General features: G+C 67.1%; 17 protein-coding genes and 1 pseudogene. 9 read left to right on the forward strand and 9 right to left on the reverse strand.

Features of this window, described 5'->3' with window-relative positions; translation table 11 throughout:
• Positions 1-127 precede the first annotated feature (127 nt).
• The 4 genes and pseudogenes from Q8791_RS31840 to Q8791_RS17290 all read left to right on the forward strand — a co-directional run bounded on the left by Q8791_RS31840 (position 128) and on the right by Q8791_RS17290 (position 4093).
• Positions 128-448: a lactococcin 972 family bacteriocin gene (locus Q8791_RS31840; RefSeq protein WP_407942018.1), complete on the forward strand. Its 321-nt coding sequence runs from the start codon at positions 128-130 to the stop codon at positions 446-448.
• A 71-nt stretch (positions 449-519) separates the two neighbouring features.
• Entirely contained in the window at positions 520-2574 is a 2055-nt protein-coding gene (locus Q8791_RS17280) for a hypothetical protein (RefSeq protein ID WP_330092745.1), read from the forward strand.
• 11 nt (positions 2575-2585) lie between these two features.
• Positions 2586-3218, forward strand: coding sequence for an ATP-binding cassette domain-containing protein (locus tag Q8791_RS17285; RefSeq protein WP_330092746.1), 633 nt, complete (start codon positions 2586-2588; stop codon positions 3216-3218).
• 125 nt (positions 3219-3343) lie between these two features.
• A pseudogene (locus tag Q8791_RS17290) lies at positions 3344-4093 on the forward strand (IS5 family transposase).
• Positions 4094-4448: 355 nt separating this feature from the next.
• Here Q8791_RS17290 and Q8791_RS17295 read toward each other — a convergent pair.
• Positions 4449-4793: an SUKH-3 domain-containing protein gene (locus Q8791_RS17295; RefSeq protein ID WP_330092747.1), complete on the reverse strand. Its 345-nt coding sequence runs from the start codon at positions 4791-4793 to the stop codon at positions 4449-4451.
• A 544-nt stretch (positions 4794-5337) separates the two neighbouring features.
• Between Q8791_RS17295 and Q8791_RS17300 the strand changes: the two genes are divergently transcribed.
• From Q8791_RS17300 to Q8791_RS17310, 3 genes are all read left to right on the forward strand, one after another.
• A complete protein-coding gene (locus Q8791_RS17300; RefSeq protein ID WP_330092748.1) occupies positions 5338-5682 on the forward strand; it encodes a DUF397 domain-containing protein in 345 nt (114 codons plus the stop codon).
• A gap of 70 nt (positions 5683-5752) precedes the next feature.
• Complete coding sequence (locus Q8791_RS17305; RefSeq protein WP_330092749.1) at positions 5753-6454, forward strand: AAA family ATPase; 702 nt, start codon at positions 5753-5755, stop codon at positions 6452-6454.
• 299 nt (positions 6455-6753) lie between these two features.
• Positions 6754-6948: a hypothetical protein gene (locus tag Q8791_RS17310; RefSeq protein ID WP_330092750.1), complete on the forward strand. Its 195-nt coding sequence runs from the start codon at positions 6754-6756 to the stop codon at positions 6946-6948.
• A 282-nt stretch (positions 6949-7230) separates the two neighbouring features.
• On the opposite strand, the gene Q8791_RS17315 is transcribed toward Q8791_RS17310, so the two are convergent.
• The 7 genes from Q8791_RS17315 to Q8791_RS17345 form a co-directional block, all read right to left on the reverse strand.
• Entirely contained in the window at positions 7231-7500 is a 270-nt protein-coding gene (locus Q8791_RS17315) for a (4Fe-4S)-binding protein (RefSeq protein ID WP_330092751.1), read from the reverse strand.
• Between the two features lie 37 nt (positions 7501-7537).
• Positions 7538-7846: a GNAT family N-acetyltransferase gene (locus Q8791_RS17320; protein WP_330092752.1), complete on the reverse strand. Its 309-nt coding sequence runs from the start codon at positions 7844-7846 to the stop codon at positions 7538-7540.
• Positions 7847-8158: 312 nt separating this feature from the next.
• Complete coding sequence (locus tag Q8791_RS17325; protein ID WP_330092753.1) at positions 8159-8917, reverse strand: hydrolase; 759 nt, start codon at positions 8915-8917, stop codon at positions 8159-8161.
• A gap of 421 nt (positions 8918-9338) precedes the next feature.
• Positions 9339-9806, reverse strand: a complete 468-nt coding sequence (locus tag Q8791_RS17330; protein WP_330092754.1) for a MarR family winged helix-turn-helix transcriptional regulator — start codon at positions 9804-9806, stop codon at positions 9339-9341.
• Between the two features lie 318 nt (positions 9807-10124).
• Entirely contained in the window at positions 10125-11012 is an 888-nt protein-coding gene (locus tag Q8791_RS17335; RefSeq protein ID WP_330092755.1) for a glycoside hydrolase family 19 protein, read from the reverse strand.
• Between the two features lie 210 nt (positions 11013-11222).
• Entirely contained in the window at positions 11223-12962 is a 1740-nt protein-coding gene (locus Q8791_RS17340) for an outer membrane protein assembly factor BamB family protein (protein WP_330092756.1), read from the reverse strand.
• 378 nt (positions 12963-13340) lie between these two features.
• Positions 13341-14348 carry an alpha/beta hydrolase gene (locus tag Q8791_RS17345; protein WP_330092757.1) on the reverse strand — a complete coding sequence of 336 codons (1008 nt, stop codon included), beginning with the start codon at positions 14346-14348 and terminating at the stop codon, positions 13341-13343.
• 91 nt (positions 14349-14439) lie between these two features.
• Between Q8791_RS17345 and Q8791_RS17350 the strand changes: the two genes are divergently transcribed.
• Positions 14440-15006 carry a TetR/AcrR family transcriptional regulator gene (locus Q8791_RS17350; protein WP_330092758.1) on the forward strand — a complete coding sequence of 189 codons (567 nt, stop codon included), beginning with the start codon at positions 14440-14442 and terminating at the stop codon, positions 15004-15006.
• A 74-nt stretch (positions 15007-15080) separates the two neighbouring features.
• Here the strand turns inward: Q8791_RS17350 and Q8791_RS17355 are convergent, their stop codons facing one another.
• Positions 15081-15764 (reverse strand): TetR/AcrR family transcriptional regulator C-terminal domain-containing protein, encoded by a 684-nt coding sequence (locus Q8791_RS17355; RefSeq protein ID WP_330092759.1) that lies wholly within the window; start codon positions 15762-15764, stop codon positions 15081-15083.
• Positions 15765-15803: 39 nt separating this feature from the next.
• On the opposite strand from Q8791_RS17355, the gene Q8791_RS17360 reads away from it, so the two are divergent.
• Positions 15804-16685 carry a CPBP family intramembrane glutamic endopeptidase gene (locus Q8791_RS17360; protein ID WP_407942019.1) on the forward strand — a complete coding sequence of 294 codons (882 nt, stop codon included), beginning with the start codon at positions 15804-15806 and terminating at the stop codon, positions 16683-16685.
• Positions 16686-16728 lie beyond the last annotated feature (43 nt).

The following is a 16728-nucleotide window of genomic DNA, read 5'->3' on the forward strand; positions in this document are numbered from 1 at the left end:
GGTTACCGCTAGCTTCTCTCCGAACGCACTAACACGGTGCACACCGGTTTACGGCGCCCACCGCCCCTGGATGTTTTCGACCATTGCCCCAGGGTCGGCAATCCCTCAAATAAGAACGGAATAAACAGTGCCAAGGACAATTAAGCGCGCTCTCACGACCGCGCTGTTTGCCATCACTGTCGTCAGCGCCAGCGCAACTGGCACTTGGGCCGCGACTACGGTGAATGTTGGCGGCGGTACGTGGACGTACGGACCGAATCATGCCTCCGTCATCTCCCACTACCATCACCCTAGCAAGTGCCACACCGCCACTGTCCGACGCTTGGACAGCTACGGCAACGTCATCTCCGGTAATTCCGCGAGCGCACACCCGGGCGCTTGGGCCCGTGCTTCTATGAGAAACAGCATCAGTAACGTCGAGCATGCCTACTGGAACGACGCCTGCTGACCATCCATCGGGCAGCCCGCCCATTTAGGAGGACCCCGCTCGTGCGGGGTCCTCTCCCATTGCTAGGAACCATGCACAGGATTATCGTATTCACTCACGCCGCCGTCATCGCGATGGCGCTGCTACTGGGCTTCCTTGCCCTGTTCACCCTGCACGAGACGCTCACCACCACCAACCATGGCGATTACTACGTCAGTCTTGAACAAACTGATGGAACCGCAACTCCAGGCGACGTCGTCGCCGCGGCTGAGGATCTGATCCAGCAGCACCAGATGACGGTTGCTGTCAGCGAGCCAGACCCGCACGACCTCGACGGAGCGTGGAACTACTACGCTGTCTCCTCCGATCCGTCCAACCCCATGCACACGTGGTTGGAGGACGGCTACCCGAACTTCAGCACACAACCCCACATTGAGGTGTACCCCCTTACAGAGTGGACCACTAACGACCTGCGTCTGAACTTCGGCGGATTCGCTACACGGGACGAGGCTGAACTATTCCTTAACGCAGTGGAGCCGTTGGGGCTGCGCGGGGGCGTCGGAACCGCTCCGGAGCCCGCCACGTGGACCGAGATGCTGTTCAACTACAACACCGGTCTGACAGTTGCAGTCACGGTGATCTGTATCATCGCTACCGCCGGTGCTGGGGTTTTGCTCAATGCCCGCGCCTACGCCGTAAAACGCCTGGCTGGACACTCCTACCTGCGCATCCTCGGCTCGGACATGGCACAGATCGGCCGGTGGTGGGTCGTGCTTTTTCCCGCCGTTGCTGCCTGCTACGTTGCTTTCCTGTTCTTCTACAACGGTTTCGCGCAAGTGGACCTCCTTGCCGGTATCACTGCGCAGATCCTCTTGACCCTGAGTGCGCTGGCCATTGCCGTACACGCCGCTGCTCTCAGTCTCCTCTACCGAACCGGCCTTTCGGATGCGCTCAAAGGTCGCCTGCCGACCCGCCGCGTCGCGGGCACCGTGTACGCGGTGCGGCTGGTAGCAGTGATCATCGCCGTGATGGCGGCCACCGCCACGGTCACCGGATTGCAGCGAGTGAACGACTACGCCTCCGGGGCCGAGGAGATGGAGCAGGCCGAGCAAGTGTCGCGACTCTACATCGGAGGGGTCCGCGACTACGAAGAGCAAAGCGAAGCGGACCGGAGCATCATCGGCCCCTGGCTAAAGGATGCCGATACCCAGGAACAAACGGTTCTCGCACACCAGGACTATCCGGACAACTTCCTCCCCTCTGGTCAGCGCAGCGCGGACACTATGGTCCTGGTCGTCAATGACACCTATCTGGAGCAGGAAAACGTCCTAGATGACATCGACACCCCCGACAATAATGGTGTAAGGCTGTTCATCCCCCAGTCCCGCATGCCGATGTCAGGCAACCTGGGCGAAGGGACCGACAAATGGATCAGCTTCCACGGAGATAACCTGCCGACGGACGACATCGGAATATTCCCGTATCCCGACGGGCGCACGTTCTTTACCTACGGCACAGTCGATCCTGTGACATCGAGTCAGCGCCCGGTCGTCGAGGACCCAATCGTAGTCGCCCTACCCAACGGTTACCTCGACGCGGAATGGTACGCCATGGAAGCGAGAGGTGGAAACCTGATGTTCCTCACCGGGGCCACCGCCGAACAGCAAGTGGCCGAGCAGGATCTGGCGTTCTACGTCACTGGCGTGGAGCCGGTCACCACCACCCTCGCCAACACCAACCGTTTTTACACCGCCCAACTTCGGATCAGCACGGTCAACCTGGTCGTGGTGACCACCGTCCTGATCATGACGAGCGTGGCGTCCTGCCTGGTGTACACACGAGCCCGGTCCCAGCACATCTTCGCCCGCTATATCAACGGATGGACTTTCGGCGCCACACATCGGCTGATGCTAATCGTCGAGGCAATGTTAGCGGCCGCGCTCATCGGTTGGGCCGCTGGCGACATGATCGCGTTGGTGCGCGCATTCGACGACATAGTCAACGGTGTGTTCATCGAAGATATCGTCCGCGCCCGGCTCACCCTAGTGATCTCTTGCGCCATCGGCACCGCTGTGGTCATCATCGTCAGCGCTGTGCTCGCCCGTTTCCATCGCAAGATCGTCCGTGAAGGCGCCTCGCAGGCCTGAAAGGTTTTCCTATGATTAGTACCCGCCACCTGGCTAAGTCCTTCGGCGACCGCACTCTGTGGGAGGACGTCAACCTCGACATCCGCGCCCAGCAGATGCTCGCCCTCGTAGGCCCCTCCGGATCAGGCAAGACCACCCTTCTCAACTGCCTGGGCCTGCTCGAGAAAGCCAGCAAGGGCGACATCGTCCATGGCACCAAGAAGATTACCCGCCTGGGTGCCCGTGGGCAGCGCCACTTCCGCCGCGACCACCTGGGCTATCTGTTTCAGAATTACGCCCTCATCGAGAACGCCACCATCCGCCAGAACCTCGACGTAGCCTCCAAAAACCTCGCCGCCCAAACCCGGTCTCTCGAGCGCGTCGGCCTGTCCGGACGCGAGAAGGAAAAGGTGCATTATCTGTCCGGCGGAGAACAGCAGCGCGTCGCCTTGGCGCGGCTGTTGGTCAAGAAGCCAACCCTGGTGCTCGCCGATGAGCCCACCGGGGCACTGGACGAAGGCAACGGGCAGGTGGTCATCGACATCCTGCGAGAGATGGCCCGCGAAGGATGCGCGGTAGTGATCGCCACTCACAACGACACAGTGCGCGACGCGTGCAACGCAGTGTTCGATGTGTCCTCGCAGGAGTTGTCGACGACTACCTGAGGTAGTGGCAGCAGCCTGTCAGGCAAGCCGTGACAACCCGTAGCAGGCAAGGCCTATCCCGACGGGCTGTTTCGTACCGGGTTCTTTAGAGCTCATCTCATTTGGATTCTCGGTAACCTGGGCGCGTGTCGATGGTTGAACGCCTTGTGCCGGATGAGCTGTGGGAACTGTTCCAGCGAGTGGTGCCCGAGGCACCCACGCGTCCCCAAGGCGGTGGACGGCGCAGACACGGGGACCGCCAGGTGCTGGCCGCGATCATTTTCGTCGCGACCAGCGGCTGCACCTGGGCGCAGCTCCCGCCGGTGTTCGGCCCCTCCGGGCCCACCGCACACCGGCGCTTCACCGAGTGGAGCCGGGCCCGGGTCCGGGTCAAGCTGCACCGTCTGGTCCTGGACGAACTCGGTGCCCGCGGCGAGGTGGACTGGTCGCGGTGCGCGATCGACTCGGTCAACATGCGTGCCCTCAAAGGGGGGAGCTGACAGGTCCGAATCCTGTCGACCGGGGCAAGAAAGGCGCGAAGATCCATTTGATCACCGACCGGGCCGGTCAGCCCCTGTCCGTGGCGATCTCGGGGGCCAACACCCACGACAGCCAGGCCCTGCAGCCCTTGGTCCGCGGGATCCCTCCGATCCGCTCCCGCCGCGGGCCGCGGCGGCGCAGGCCCGCCAAACTGCACGGAGACAAGGGATACGACTACAACCACCTGCGCCGCCGGCTCCGCGAACGCGGGATCATCCACCGCCTGGCCAGCAAGGGTGTGGAGTCCTCCAAGCGGTTGGGCCGGCACCGGTGGCAGGTCGAGCGCACCATGGCCTGGCTGGCCGGATGCCGGCATCGCCTGCACGTTGATTTGCTTCCGCAGACTCACCAAATGAGATGAGCTCTTATCCCAGGAACAGCCCGAGGCCTGGACGAACAGCACGGTGGCCATGACCGCTCTCCAGTCGGCGCGGGGGCGGCCAGTCCTCAGCGCGGAAGGCAGCAGCGGCTGAACGATCTCCCAGAGCCCACCGGGCAGCGCATCCCTCACAGGGTGTGATCATGCCAGGCTCAGGAGCATCTCGCGGGGCTATTGAGATGAGCTCTTAGGCCAAGGCGAAAGTCCTTCATCCGCATGAATACACACCAGATCACGGTCCGCCGCAACAGCTTGCTGCAATCCTGTCTCTGGAGAACCACCTAAAAGCCAGACGTAGCCGAGCCCACCGGCCATCATACGGCCAGACACCGTCAAAAAACAGAACTATAGCTCAGCCACTCTCCTACGGGAAAACAGGGCTCCTGAACCAGATCTGACATCTCCTCGAAAAATGAAACACCCATGGCATCAGCAGAGAACGGGTCTATATTCAAGGGCTCATAATTTCCAAAACGAGCCCCTTCGCTCTCAATGGGGTCAATAACAAGACCCCCCAACTCTTTAAGAAAATCCAGAGCAACTGGATTTTCCGCATACCCTGCACCACACAGCTCTCCATACCAGGATTCCGCCTCTTTCAAAAATCTCCCCGAATACCACCCGACACTCTCCATAGCCACCAGGACATCACGGTTAATTCTCCCAAAATTCAGCATGCAACCTCAGTATGAAATACTCAATTCATCAATCAGAGTCCGACGCCTGCCGAATGGAACTCCAATATTTCCATACTTACCCCCCTGGAAGACTGCTCATTCCGCGTTTGCAGGGTGCACACACTGCCACCACGAATCGCCTCCGATCCTTCGCTCTCCTGAGCCTGGATCAGACAATGAACTTCAGCGCACCCGTTATGGTGCCCGGTTCTGCTAGAAACTTCGCCCAACTCACCCGAAGCAGTTTCACTGTGCCTGTTTCTACCATAGTAGACGCACCCTCTCGGAGATCCCAGCTTCCGATTCCACGACGCTGACATGTGTGGCACCCACTCGACGACCACGGACATGACCGCAGCATGGAATACGACCGACTTCCATGGCCGGCATTCCGAAACCCCCACGAATGGCCTTTCCGCAGAAACCGGTCCTGAGCTGGCACGGTACAACGCGACATGGCACGCGGTACACAATGCTGCGTCGCTCCAGCTCGGTCACGCGAGTACCTCCAGGGTGTCCTGGCGGCATTGGCGAGCGAACACGGATGCAGAACCTGTCATGGCGCAAGCCCTCCGGCAGCCGCGGTGGACGTCAGAACCGCGTCGAAGTGGCGGAGCTGCCGACCAGTTCCGCCGTGCGCGAGTCCCAGCCCCCGACGACGCGCATCTGGCCTTCCCCCTCGAGTGGCAGACCTTCCTCTGCCAGGTGGAGAGTCAATGCCGCTGAACCTCCGACACCACGTCGGCCCTCGGAACTCCTGCCGGGGGCCGACGTTTGTCCAGCTTGTCGCACGAACGTTCCACGTCGGGTACCGGGAGACGATCCTGGCACCCGCCGTAGTGGAGTCTCCTGCGTTTTTCGGAGGCGTCGATGCCCGGTAGCGTCATGACATTGGTGACGCGGCCACTACAGAGCCGCGCCTCACCGGCGCGAAGGTCGGCTTTGAGGAGCTACCGAGAATGTTCCAGGGGCTGGCGCCGTATCTGCCCACGGTGAATGGCGCGACAGTGCGCGGCATGGTCTACCCCCGGCGATCCCTGGTCCTGGTCGCCGGGGTGCCCGGGGCCGGGAAGAGCACCCTGCTGCGGCGCCTGTTCGGACTCCGCGAGAACGAGGAGCGGACCGTACTCACCGCGGAGGGTGTGCGGGTGATCGACTCGCTACAGTCGCGGCACCAGCTGAGACCATTGCTCGGTCGGATCCCCTACCCCCTGTGGCGCTGGGTGGTGCACGTACTGCACCTGGTCCGGATGGCCTCGGCGCTGCGCGGCGGCCCGGTGGTGCTGCACGAGTGCGGGACTCGGAGCCCGGTCCGCGTGCTGCTCGCCCTGCTCTGTCGGCTCCGCCGGTACGAGATGCATGTGGTGATGATCGACGCCACCCCGCAGGAGGCCCGGATCGGGCAGAACGCCCGGGGGCGGCGAGTGACCGAGCGCAGCCACCGGGCGCATTCGCGGCGCTGGCGACGGCTGCGCGCGGCCACCCGGCACGGACCGTCGGCATTCGCGCCGGGCGTGCGCAGTCTGCTCTCACTCGACCGGCGCCGGGCGCAGGAGCTGGCCTGGATCCGTTTCGGTCGCTGCGCGGATACCCGTAGCCCCCTGCACACCGCGATGGAGTCGCCCCCTGTCCAGCTGGAACTCGTGATGTCCGATACCTAGTGGCACCGGCTGGTCGGACTCACGCCGTTCGGGTCGAACACGACGGCAACCGCGCGTGCGAGGCGATGTTCACCGCCGCCGGCAGGTTCGTGCGACGCCCCGCCTCGGACAGATCGCTCCCGAGGAGGCAGGGATGCGGTGCGAGACACCGTGGAGGGCGGGCCGACCGGGACGGCGAAAACCGTGCGGGTACGCTGCTGAGCGGGGAAGGCCGCGGATTTCACGGCGATGGATTCTCTGCCCGATGGCATTCTCGCGGTGTGTGTCCGCGATCCCGGCGAACAGTGAGGTGGACGGCCATGGACAAGCCGCGTGGGAAAGACTCGTTCTCGTTGCTGTACAGGACGGGATTCCGTATCAACTACGCGCTCCTGCACGTCATGGGCCCGGCGGCACTGACCCCCGAAACCGATCCGCTGCAGCGCGCGAAAAAGGAATACGAGCGTCGGAGTGACCTCCACCGAACGTGGAAAGCGCACCGGCGCTCCGAGTAGCACGACCGCGCGTGAGGCGTTCGCCGACGCCGAGCCCCTGCGCACAGCAGGGGACCGGGCGCCCGGCCCGCCCCCGGCTTGAGACGTGACCCGTGTCCTCGGTCGGCTCGTCGAACCGACCGGGGATCGTGGCGTTCGGCAGACAGCAGAGCGGCCCCGGGGAGAGCATGTGCGCTGTCGAAACGCTGATGATCCCGCCCCGAGGCCGCAGAAACGTCTGCCGCACGATCCCGCCACGCGTCCACGACCACGTTCGCGTCCGCGACCATGACCGAGCGATCTTCACCCCGGCGTGGTCCGTGCGGGCCGGTCCGCGCTCCGTGTCCCGTCGTCCGCGAGTCGGTACTGCAGCGCGCCCGAGGGGCAGCGCTCGACCACGTCGACCAGGCGATCGACAGAGGCACCGTCCGGCTGGATCCACGGGCGCCGGGCCGTGTCGAACACCTCTGGCAGGCCGCGGACGCATTCGGCGGCGTGCAGACAGCGCCCGCCCTCGAAGGTGACCGTGATCGACCGCCCCTCGTACGCCTTCTTCTCGGACTCGCCGCTCATGACGACCTCCGTCACTGTCGTGTCCGGCTCCGACTGTTCAGTCGCTGACCTTGCTGCGGGACCGGTACAGCAGGTCCCGGTACTCGGGGTGACGGGCGATCCAGCCCGCGAAGAAGGGACAGGTCGCCAGCACCCGCAGGTCAGCGGCCCGCGCCTCGTCAAGGGCGGTGCGCGCCAGTTCGGACCCGACTCCCCTGCCCTCGTACTCCGGAGCGACCTCGGTGTGCACGAACGCGACGAGTTCCGCAGTACGGATGTACTCCGCGACGCCCGCGACCTCGGACGCTCCGTCGACACGGGCCTCGTAGCGTTTCGCCTCGGGCACATCGCTCACTTCGACTGCCATGCGTTCTCCTCCTGGGTCGGTCCGCCGGGCCACCACATTAACCGGATTCAGTTGATACATCAACACAAAAATCCGATCCGCACCGCAGCCGACCACCGGTCATCCGAAGCCCGCGATGCCAGGCCGAGGCAGGTCATCCCCCACCCCGACACCTCCTGCGGTCGATGGAACCCGACCGGACGGCCGAGCCGTCCGCCGCGAGCGTCGACGCCCTCGCGCCAGATCTCGTGGGCGAGACGGACCGATCCGCGTCCGGCACCGACCGGAGACAGGCGGTAACCGACGCGGATCGGAGTCCGTCCCGCAGCCGTGTCAGACGCCGCTTCTGGCGCGCCCGGCCAGCAACTGCGTCTCCCATGCGAAGGCGACACCGGTGGCGCCCGCGTGCTCCGACAGGACATCGACCATGCCCTGCATGGTCTCCTCGCGGGCCCAGTCGCGCTGCCACTCGGCCGCCACGGCCAGCCAGGTGATCGGCACCACGCCGGCCTGGACCATGCGCCGCACGGCCATGTCGTGGGTCTCCGCCGAGGCGCCACCCGACGCGTCGGTGACGACGAAGACCTCGAAACCCTCACCCGCCGCCTGGATCGCCGGCATGGCCACACAGACCTCCGTCCAGAGGCCGGCGATGATCAGCTTCTTCCGGCCGGTCGCCTTGACGGCGTCGACGACACGCTGGTCCTCCCAGGTGTTGACGAACGTACGGTCGATCGGCTTCTGCTCGGGATACACGTCCTGCAGCTGCCGAATGAGGTAGCCGCCGCGTTCCTCCAGCACGGTCGTCAGGATTGTCGGGACGTCGAAGGCCTTGGCGGTCTTGGCGAGGCCGACGGCGTTGTTGACGATCATCGACGGTTCGTGGCTGTTCAGGTTGGCGAACTGGAACGGCTGGTGGTCGATCAGGACGACAACGCTCTCCTCGGGCGTCAGCAGTGCCTGAAGTCCGCTCTTCGCTTCGGTGCTCATGGGGTCCCTCTCCAGGTGTTCGTGTTCGGGGGGCTCGGACAGGAGACCGTCGATCTCGACGCCGGCGACGGCCCACCTCAGCCCAAGTAGATGATGCGTCATCTACTTTAATGTCGGTACTTGATATGTCAACCAATGCTGGCCCGGGGCCCCATGGCCGGACACGCAAGGGAAGTCGGCCGTTGCAAAGTTGATTCATCATCTACTATTTTGATGACGCATCAACTATGTCTGGGCATGGCGCCCACGGGGAATGCGGGGCACCGCTCATGCAGACGTCATCGGTCGTCGTGAGGTGCGGTTCGAGGATCTCGCGACGGCAGCCGACCGGTCCGGGCGGTACACCACCGCACGCCCGGGGAGACCCCTGGGATGCTCGGCCTCCGCGCGGACCCACTGGTCCGGGGCCGGCGGTTCACGGGTGAGCGGGCCCGCCGCGGACTCTGCGCAAACCCGGAGCACCAGGACGCCCTCGCCGAGTCGGCGCAGGGGCTCCCCCGCGGGGCGAGGCCGTGCCACCCGTTCAGTCCGGCTGCTTCTCCATGTGGTCCGAGACGCGCTTGGTGAGCCGGGCGAAGGTGCTGAGCTGGTTCGGGGTGAGGGCGTCGATGAACAGCCGACGGACGTGCTCGACGTGGAGGGGGGCGGCGTCCTCGATCGCCTTGTAGCCCGCCGGAGTGGCGACGATGAATGCTCCGCGTGCGTCGTCGGGGCATTCCTCCCTGGCCACGAGTCCGCGCTTGGTCATCCGCGTGACCTGGTGGGACATGCGGCTCTTCTCCCAGTTCACGAGCCTGGCCAGTTCCAGGAAGCGCATCTTCCCGTCGCTCGTTCCGGTGAGGTTGACGAGCACGATGTAGTCGGAGGCGGACATCCCGGAGTCGGCCTGCAAGAGGCGGGACAGCCGTCCGATGAGCGTCTCCTGCATGTGGATGAAGCTGTCCCAGGCGGCCTTCTCATCCGTGTCGAGCCAGCGTGGCGTCGCGTTCATGGACGCAGTGTAACGAAATCGTTGACGCCTCATCCACTCGGCCTTCTCACCCGAGGGCCGCGGGTTCGTTTCCTGCCGAGGGCGCCACACGAGGGGGCCTGCGGCGGGGAGCGGTCCTCGACGCCAGGTACCGGTGGGGCTCCCGACTCGGCCGTGGAGGTGGAGGACGGGTGTGGCGCGTCCCGGACCCCGTCATGGATCGGTGCAACGTGGACCGCCCCCCCGCGCCCGGAACTCCGGAGCGGGGGTGCTCCCGGCCGCGTGGCCGGGCGCACCCCCTCTCGGATGTTCTCCACGGGGGCTTCGCCTACCGGAGGATCAGCAGCTCAGGTTGGATCCGGTGGTGGTGCCGAGGATCTGGGTGAACTGCGTGAACGTGTTGATGCGGCTCTGGACCTGCCCCGGGTTGCCGCCGTTGCACTCGATCGCACCGTTGATCGAGCGGATCGTCTCCCCGAAGCCGTGGCCGTTGACGATGGCGTTGTGAGGAGTCATCGTGCCGGGTCCGGTCTGGGTGTTCCAGTACCAGAGGCCGGTCCGCCAGGCGACCGAGGCGTTCTGCTCGACCAGGTAGGGGTTGTTCAGCAGGTCGATGCCGAGGGCGTCACCGGCGGCCTTGTAGTTGTAGTTCCAGCTGAGCTGGATCGGACCGCGTCCGTAGTAGGCGGCCTGGCCGGCCGGGCAGCCGAAGGGCTGGTTCCAGTCGCAGTAGTGCGGGTAGTTGGCCTCGTTGGTCTCCCTGATGTGCACCAGCCCGCCGGTCTCGTGGCTGACGTTGGCGAGGAAGGCCGCCGCCTCGCGGCGCCTCACCTCTGTGCTGCCGGTGTTGGCGAAGCCCGGGTAGGAGCTGAGGGCCGCGGTGAGGCCGCTGTAGGTGTAGAAGGAGTTCCGGTTCGGGAACATCTGGTTGAACTGGGCCTCGGTGACGACGAACGCCGTGGGGTTCGGCTCCTCGCCTCCGCCGCTGCCGCAGGCGCCCTGGTCGGTCCAGACGTCGGAGGCGCCGGGACGCTCGTTCTGCGTCCACCACTTGGCGGTGTAGTTGCGGCCGTTGTAGGAGACCTGGCCGCCACCGGTGTAGACGGCGGAGTTGCTCCAGGCGGGAGCACAGGTAGCGGCGGCCTGCGCGAGGGTCGCGGGGAGGACGATGAGCACAGCCGCGAGCGCGCCGAGCGCGGCCAGCTGACTCAGGAGACGTCGGATCACGTGATCACACTCCTAGGATGCGGCGCGACGTCCGACCGCGCGCCGCAGGGGGTGCTGTCACCTAAGCAAGCTGGTCTAGACCTGTCAAGAGTTAGACCACAGCTTGTGAAGATACAGTGACAGAACGACCCCGACTGGTCGCGTACCAGCCTCTCCGCGCGGAGGGAATCCGGACCCCGGGCCTGCAGTGTTCCGCTATCGGTCCAGGACTCAGGACACCGCCACCGCGGATGTGACCGTGCCGGAGTCGACCGCGTAGACGATGACGGCCCCCGGGACCACACGGACCCCGGCCGCCTCTTCCTCGGACAGCTCCCGGCCCAGGACGTCCTCGACCGTGCGGGAAGCCGTGCCGTCCCAGGGACGGACCGTCAGTTCCACCGCCCGGCCACCGCTCCCCGGCCATTCGACCGCGTAGAGGTCCTCGTCCGTGGCGGCGAACCTCCGCTGCCCGTGCGCGGAGGGGAGTCGCAGCGTGTGCTCGGGTTCTCCGCGGGCGTCGGTGAGGGTCAGGGTCGGGTCCTCCCCCAGGAGCACGCCGTCTCCGACCACGTCCTCCCAGAGGTCCTCCTCCAGTTCCTCCCCGCTCGGACGGGGGTCCTCCCACGTTCCGGCAGCGAGTTCCTCACCCGTCCCGGTGTCGACGGTGAAGTACGCGTGGGAATGGACGTCGTAGCGGTGGAGCAATGAGCCGTCGGAGGAGGCTGTGACAGCACTGCCGGCGGGGCCGCTCTGATTCGCGGCCTCGTGCGTCCACAGCAGGTCACCGGTGACCGAATCGAAAGCGTGCACCACGGGAACGGCCCCACCCGCCCCACCGCCCTCACCGAGGCACCGGACCGAGGCGAGGACCTGGTCGTGTGTGACCTCGAGGTCGAGAACGGCGTCCTCCTCGTCGGGAACACATCCGGATGATTCCTCGAACCTCCACAGCAGGGCGCCCGATGACGCTCCGTACACCTCCAGCGGAGCACTCGCTCCCGTCCGCACGACGACGCTCTCGCCTTCCAGGGGTTCGGCGTTCCCGGAGTCGTGCGCCACAGCGGCGACCTCGTCCGTCAGGAGCTTCTGGAGATCCTCGGAACGGTGCAGGATCCGGCCGCTCATCGTGTCGAGGGTGACCCTCACCGTCTCGGGGGCGGGGTCGTCATCGGTCGGGGGAGGGTACTCCTCGAGTACGAGCGAGTCCCCTTCAGGAGCGACCAGAGTCCGGGTGTCCGATCCGGGCGTGCGGTAACGCCACAACTCGTCACCGGTGAGGGGATCCACCACCATCACCCCGTCCCCGAGCTGGAACAGAACCCCCGAGGTGACCGCCTGCAGCCCTCGGACCGTGTCCTGGGGGAGGTCCAACGGACGCGGCACGCCCTCGATCCCGGCCGGAATCCCACGGGCCGGAGGCTCGACGCTCGCGGTGACATGTTCCGGACCCGTCGACGGAGGCCGGAGCGCCCCCTCTGCCACCACGCCTGCTCCGGCGAAGACCACCAGGGTCGACGCCGAGGCCAGGAACAACACCGCTCCTCCCCCGGGAACACCGTGTTCCCTGCGGTCGAGCAGGATCGCGGCCGCCGCGACGAGCGCCTGGAGGCCTCCTACCGCGGCGGTGACCGCCACGGTCGGCATGAGCCGATACCGCTCCCCGGGAAAGAGTTCGGCCTCCGAGTAACCGCTCATGTGGGAGAAGGCGACGGCTACGACCAGGACCGCGCCCCCCAGAGCCGCCCAGAGAAGGACCGACCTCACCGTGGAGGCCTCATCGGCCTCCGCCCGCACGTCCCGGAACCAGGAGACCACGAACAGAACCGTGGCGACCCAAGGTCCGTAGAGCACGTACGGCGGAGCCGACACGTGAGACGTTCCGGCCCACGTGAGGACGAGATGGAGGAGGAGGGGCAGGAGGCCGATCAGGCCTCCCGCCACGGGCAGGCATCTACGGGCTGTCTTCATGGTTCTCCTGGTTCATCCCCGGGGTCCGACCGGCCCTGCCAGTGCCGACGTTCAGGGTTGATGTGCGTCTCGGACTCGTCGGGGTCATCCGCCCGAAGGTTCCCTCCCTCGAACGAGCTGTGTCCATCATCGAGTCGCTCCGCGTACACCCTGACCGGTTTGTCGTGCTCCCCGTCGGGAACGAGGGTTCGACCGGTGGTGGACGGTCGCGACCGGGCGGCACTCGCACCGGCGCCGCGCGGCCCTGACCTGCCCCTCCGGGCCGCGGACGTCTGTCGGTCCGCACGCGCCAGGACCCACCGGTGGCCGGAGCCCACCGCCGGGGTCCGCCGGTGACCGGCGAGGACTCCTGCCCGGTCGCCTCCGGAGGACGACCCTTCAGCGGTCGTGGGCGGACCAGTACCGCTCCAGCTCCGACCCGAGTTCCCGTGCGACCTGCATGGGCAGGGAGTGGGTGGTCCCGGGCCAGACGGTGACCGGGTCCACGCCCAGTGCCCCGGCCCGGTCCGCGGCCCCGCCACCGCCTGCCAGGGACTTGTCCGCGGCGATGTCGACCCGCACCGGCATCGGCAACGACCGCCACTCCTCATCGGTGAAGGTCCGCGGCACCAGGGAGACGGGTGCGTAGTGCTGGGCCCCCTTGTCGATCATCACCGACATCGGTGTGCGCTCCCGGACCTCCGCGACCGAGACGCCTCCGATCTCCGCCAGGGCGCGGTCCTTCCACGACTGGGGCCCCGGCAGGAACAGCAGCGTCGACCACAGGTACGCCGAGGCCGGCAGCCCCTGGAGCACCATCACCGGTTCGAGCAGGGTCAGTGAGGCCACGCGGTCGGGGTGGCGGAGCGAGTGGGTGGCGGCCACGGCCCCGCCGAAGGAGTGCCCCACCACGTGGACGCGGGCGAGGTCGAGGCCCGCGAGCACCTGTTCCACCCACGTGGCCTGGTCGTCGAAGGAGGCGAAGGGCACCGACTGGGTCGACATTCCGGCGTCGCCGACCGCGTCCATGGCGTAGACGGTGCGCTCGCCGATCCAGTGGCCGAGGTTGTCGCCCCACATCGGTGCGCCGGAGCGCGTCCCGGGCAGCAGCACGACCGGCAGATCCTCACCCTCCCCTCCGCCGGGGGCCGCCCACTCGTACACGCGCACGGCGCCGTACCCGGTGGCGACGTCGTGGGTGCGGGTCGGTGCGGGCAGGGTCGCCATCACCTCGTCGTAGGCGGCGCGGTAGGACGCGAACCCCTCCTGGCTGCGCCAGTGCCCCACCCGCGGCGCGGGTGCGGCGACCGAGACCGTCTTGTCCAGCACCAGCCAGGCCACCACCAGCGCTGCCAGGACCTGCAGCACGCGGCGTCGCCGGGCTCGGCGGTTCGGCTTGTCACTCATGAGCACTCCCGGAAATACAGTCGTATTGGACCGTGCCACGAGTGTACACGCCGTTCAATACATTCGTATTGTCCTTGGCTATGATGGCGGCATGAACAGCTCCGAACCCGACGAACGCCGGACCGCCATCATCCACGCGGTGTGGCAGGTGATCGCCGAGAGCGGCATGGGAGCGGTGTCCATCCGCAACGTGGCCACGGCCGCCGGGGCCTCGGTGGGACGGATCCAGTACTGGTTCCCGAGCAAGGACGAACTCCTCCGGGCCAGCCTGGAGGCGATGCTGTCGAGCGCGTCACAACTGCACGGCGTCGCCACCCGGGGCGCCGACGACCGCGAGGCGTTGTGGCAGCTGATCGGGCACCCCATCCCCCGGGCGGAGTCGGCCCGGGTCGGCGTGTCCGTGTTCCACCAGTACGTCGCGGCCGGTTTCCACCACCCGGTCCTGGCCCGCATGCTGGCCCGGGCCAAGGACGGCGAGGAGAGCGAGGCCGCGCGGCTGCTCGGCAGGATCGCCCCCGGCCTCGACGACCCCCGCGCGGCGGCGCGGTCGCTGATGGCGACCGCCGACGGCCTGTCCATGCGCGTCCTGATCGGCGGCCTCTCCGCCGAAGAGGCCGAACAGACCCTGCGCGCCGAGGTGGACCGGGTCGCGCCCTGAGGAGTGCCGGGCGGCCTGCGCCTCTCGCCCGCGGAACGGCTCGCCCCCGGCCCCCGGCCGGGGAAGGCGGCCGGCTACCGGCCGCGGCGGGCCTCGATGCCCTCCACCACCAGGTCCAGTACCTGGTCGAAGTAGGCGTTCTCCACCGCGAGGGCGTCCGAGGCCGACACCGCGGAGGCGACGACCTCGTCGTGCCTGTCCGAGGAGCCGGTTCGCATCACGCGTACCGCGACGGCTGACGTGGCCGCGCCGAGGATCTGGTTGGACAGCGCCCGGATGGCGATCGCCTGCGCCTCCTCCTCGCCGCCGGCCCGTTCGATCGCGCCGATGATCCGCCTGGACAGGGCGATCGCGTTCGGGCCGATCAGGGGCCGCGAGCCGGCGAACTCCGCCGCCCACGTGTGGGCCGTCAGTGCCGCGTAGAACCGGCGGGCGGTCACCTTGACCGCGGTGTCCCAGGGGGTGTCGGGGCCCGGCAGGACCTCGGCGGCCTCGGCCAGGATCCCGTCCACCGCCAGGTCGACGAGGTCCTCACGGCGCTCCACGTACCAGTAGAGGCTCGTCGCGTGCACGCCGAGTTCGGCCGCGACCTTGCGCATCGTCAGTCCCGGCGCGCCCTCGCGGTCGAGGAGCGCGATCGTGGCGGCGACGATGCGCTCCCGGGTGAGCGCGGGCTGGGTCCGGCGGCGGCGCTGCGGACGGCTGAAGACGCTGTCGAACTGCTGGTCGGATCCTGGTTCGGCCATGTCAGACAGCATACAAGTAATCCTACGTTGTAGGATTACATCCAACAGTGTATGTTTCTCCGCATGGTCAACGATCACCTCTCCACCCGGCCCCACCCCCACGAACCCACGGACACCGTGGACCAGGCGCGCACGACCGTCGTCGCACCGCGCGGCCTCACCGCCTTCCTCGTGATCGCCTTCGCCTTCTCCTGGACCGCGTGGTGGGCGGGCACCCACCTACTCGCCGGAGCGAACCCCATGCTGGTCGTCATCGCCGGCGGATTCGGTCCGATGGTGGCCGCGGTCGTCGTCACCGCCGCCACCTCGGGGTGGTCCGGGGTCGGCGCCCTCTTCCGGCGGTACTCGCTCCCGCGGAGGGGCGGCATCGCGCCGTACGCGATCGCGGTGCTCGTCGTCCTGGCCATCGCGGCCTCCGGGGCGATCTCCCTCCACCTGCGGGGAGCGACGGTGGACGAGACCCTGCTGAACGCCGCACTCGCGACGGTCCCGGTGCAGTTCCTGCTCATCGCGGTGGCCGGCGGCGGGAACGAGGAACTGGGATGGCGGGGGTTCGCACTGCCGCGGCTCCAGGGCGCGCTGCCCCCGCTGGCGGCGAACGTGGTGCTCGGCGCGATCTGGGCGGTGTGGCACGCTCCCCTGTTCTCCATGGCGGGCACGGCCCAGTCCCAGGTGTACTTCCCCGCCTACGCCCTTCTCTGCGTCGGGCTCACGGTCGTCCTCGGACACGTCTTCAACGCCTCCCGCGGCGGCGTGCTCGCCGTGGTGCTCGCCCACACCGCGGTCAACGTCGTCTCGGGGCTCAAGGCCACCCTGATGGGCGATCCCGCCGGGGTGACGGAGGTCGCCCTGGTCTCCCTCGTCGCGGTGGTCCTCGTGACCGCCACCCGCGGCCGTCTGGGGCTGGGGCGTTCCGGGGGTACCGGGCGCTGACACGACAGCGCGGGCGGCTCCTGCGCCCGCACGGCGAAGGGCG

It is taken from the genome of Nocardiopsis codii, assembly GCF_036327455.1.
Lineage (GTDB): Bacteria > Actinomycetota > Actinomycetes > Streptosporangiales > Streptosporangiaceae > Nocardiopsis > Nocardiopsis codii.